The sequence below is a fragment of the Microcoleus sp. PH2017_12_PCY_D_A genome (assembly GCF_020738565.1).
In the GTDB taxonomy this organism is placed as follows: domain Bacteria; phylum Cyanobacteriota; class Cyanobacteriia; order Cyanobacteriales; family Microcoleaceae; genus Microcoleus.
Map to the genome: position 1 here is coordinate 1 of NZ_JAEQCI010000016.1, position 2,363 is coordinate 2,363.

The following is a 2,363-nucleotide window of genomic DNA, read 5'->3' on the forward strand; positions in this document are numbered from 1 at the left end:
AGGCTTGTAGTGAGGACTTCAGTCCTCTGTTATTGAATGCGGACTGAAGTCCTCACTACGAACCAGGCTTGTAGTGAGGACTTCAGTCCTCTGTTATTGGATGGGGACTGAAGTCCTGACTACGAACACTACGAACCAGGCTTGTAGTGAGGACTTCAGTCCTCTGTTATTGGATGGGGACTGAAGTCCTCACTACGAACCTGTTGGATGGGGACTGAAGTCCTCACTACGAACCTGCTGGGGCTTGTTGCGGCCGGCCCCAGACAATTCGCTCTTGTTTGTATACGACCATACCAGGCTTCGCACCCTTCGGCTTGTAGACATATTTCGGTTCCGTATAAACCACTGGGACTTGTTCGCTGTGGCGGGCGCGACTGTAGTATGCAGTCATGTCGGCGGCGAATTGCAAATCGGTTTCTTCAGCAACTGTACCGGGTGTGAGGCGCAGCAAGGCGTGACTTCCGGGAATCTCTAGGGTGTGGAACCACAAATCGTAGTCGTTGGCGGTGCGAAAGGTGAGTTGGTCGTTTTGGCGGTTGTTGCGCCCGATTAAGAGTTCAAAGCCGCTGGGGGTTTGGTAGCGGTGAAATTCGATCGCCCCTGTTTTGTCACTGCTGCGGTAATCTGGTACATCGAGATATTTTTGCTGGATCAGTTCTTCGCGGATTTCGGCGAGGGTTTGCAAATCTTGGGTGTTGCGGTAGGTTTCCAATACCGAAAGCGCTGCTTCGACTTGTTCTAAATAGTCGATTTCTTCCTGTACGGCGGCTAATAATGGTTCTACTGCAATGCGGGCTCTTTTGAGTTTTTGGTGTTTTTTGTAGAGGGCTTGAGCGTTTTGAACGGCGTTTTTTTCCGGGTTTAGCGCAATAATAACTGGTTTTTCGGTTTCAAAGTCTGGGAGAGAAATTGATTTCATTCCCGGTTCCCAATGCTGCAAGGAAGCCATCAGCAAGTCGGCTTGGGATTTGTGGGTGTCTGCGTCTGCTGACTGCTGCAAGCGTTCTTTAAATGTGTTGGCTTTGAGGCGCAGTTTTGCTAGGACGTTGTTGAGTTTTTGGGTAAGCTGATGCCGCAGTTGCACGAATAGTTGTTGGTTGATTTCGCCTGTGTAGTAGCTGTTGAGTAATTGTTGGATGGAAGTGAAGGAAGAAGGAAGTTCGGCAACGGATTCTGTAACGGATTTAACGGATGTTAGTTCGATGGCAGTCGGAAGTTCGGTAACGGATTTAACGGATGTTAGTCTGATAGGGTTATTTTCTGGTTTTGGCCAGTCGATGACGCTGTAGCCTTCGGGGGTAAAACTTGGTTGAAATTTGGAGTTTTCTAAGCATTGCAGCCAGTGCAGCCAGCGCTGAAATAGTTGTTGCCATTCTCCCGGATTGAGGCTGTCGGTGGATTGTTCGGGGTCGAGATTTGCCGATCGAATCATCGATACCACTAAGACTTTACTCAACCCTCGGTAATTCTTCAACAGATTAATCTTTAATTGCCCGGGAACCAGGCTAATTCGTTCTTTCCAGCGATCGAGAGATTCGATCGCACTTGGCACTGCATCGGTCAAAGACGGGGGCAATTCGTAGGGTTGCCCGGTTTGGATGGGGCGGACGCTGGACTGTTTGGCGCTGACTTGGTGGGCGCAGGTGACAACGAGATTGTCTTCGGCGGTGAGGATGACGTTGCTGTACTTACCCATGATTTCGGCGTAGAGATGCCAGAGGGCGGGTTCGCCCGGGCGTTTGGCGAATTGCAAGTCGATGACTCTTTCCCAAGGGGACACGGGGGCGATGGAAACTAAGGCTAAACCGCTGAGTTGGTGGCGCAGTTGTTCGCTGAAGGTGAAGGTGTCGGGAATGCGGGGGGGGGAGTCGCCGACGCAGATGCGGGCGGCTGCTGGATGGGATGAAATGTCTATCCAGCCGCGTTGATTCATGGTGCGGAGGGCCAGGGATACGGTGAATCGATCGCGCTGGTAGACTTGTTCTAAGCGCGCTGGCAGCCATTGGGCTCGCAGTTCGCTGCAAGCTGCGGTTAAGGTTGTAAAGTCTACGGGTTGCACGGTGGCCTCTTTTGCGATCGATCGAGCTATATATTTCTATGCTGACAGATGTTGGTCGTATTTGACCGATATTATCAAAGTTTTGCGCCGTAATTGGAAAATCCGCCGATCGCAAATCCGAACACAAGAATGTGCGATCGCATCTTGGCAAATACAGGACACAGCAATCAGGTTTGTAGTAAGGACTTTAGTCCTCTCTCATTTGGATGGGGACTAAAGTCCTCACTGCGAACCTATCTGATGGGGACTAAAGTCCTCACTGCGAACCTATCTGATGGGGACTAAAGTCCTCACTGCGAACCTA

General features: G+C 50.7%; 1 protein-coding gene. It reads right to left on the reverse strand.

Going from position 1 to position 2,363, the window contains the following annotated elements; translation table 11 throughout:
* Positions 1–226: 226 nt before the first annotated feature.
* Positions 227–2,059: an NFACT RNA binding domain-containing protein gene (locus tag JGK39_RS03240; RefSeq protein WP_293246288.1), complete on the reverse strand. Its 1,833-nt coding sequence runs from the start codon at positions 2,057–2,059 to the stop codon at positions 227–229.
* Positions 2,060–2,363: the final 304 nt, after the last annotated feature.